The organism is Holdemanella porci (genome assembly GCF_019052655.1).
GTDB classification, from domain to species: domain Bacteria; phylum Bacillota_I; class Bacilli_A; order Erysipelotrichales; family Erysipelotrichaceae; genus Holdemanella; species Holdemanella hominis.
The window spans coordinates 1-697 of sequence record NZ_JAHQVB010000158.1 but is presented as its reverse complement, the minus strand read 5'-3'; the positions used below and the strand labels follow the sequence as shown (position 1 = coordinate 697).

Sequence of the window (697 nt, the reverse complement as noted above, 5' to 3'; positions counted from 1 at the left end):
GATCTTTAAAAGATGAAATGTTCAAATTGTTTGGATATAAGCTTGATACGCCTACAGCTTCTTCATTTGTACAGGCACGTAGTAAGATTCGTCCAGATGCATTCCGTACATTATTCAATATGTTCAATGAACGAACACAGAAAATCAAGCTTCACAAAGGTTATCGCCTTCTCGCTGTTGATGGTTCTGTTCTGCCTATCAGCAGTGCTATCAAAGATACTAAAACCACTTTTTATAAGGCCAATAATTCGAATAAACCTTTCTTTGCCTATCATCTGAATACAAGCTATGATCTATTGGAATGTACTTATGATGATATTGTTCTTTAAGGAAATGCCGTGATGAATGAAAATGGTGCATTCAATGAAATAGTGGATACATATGATGGCCCTAAAGCTATTTTCATTGCAGACAGAGGCTATGAATCTATCAATTCTTTTGTGAAAGTAGGTATGAAGAATCATAAGTATTTGATCAGGGTAAAGGATATTCATTCTAGAACAAGCGTACTGCGAAGTTTTGGCCCTTTTCCAGATGCAGAATTTGATATGCATGTTCGCCGTACCCTAACTACTAAACAAACGAATGAAATAAAAGCTCATCCTGAAATATATAAGTTTGTCCCTAAGAATCAGAGATTTGATTTTTTCGACGGAAGCCCTTATTTTGATTTTGAATGTCGTGTTGTACGTTTCAA

2 pseudogenes are annotated in these 697 nt (G+C 35.4%); both read left to right on the top strand.

The window, feature by feature from the left end:
• Nucleotides 1–329, top strand: a pseudogene (locus KTQ83_RS12435) (IS4 family transposase); the annotation flags it as partial.
• A 12-nt stretch (nt 330–341) separates the two neighbouring features.
• A pseudogene (locus KTQ83_RS12430) lies at nt 342–697 on the top strand (IS4 family transposase); the annotation flags it as partial.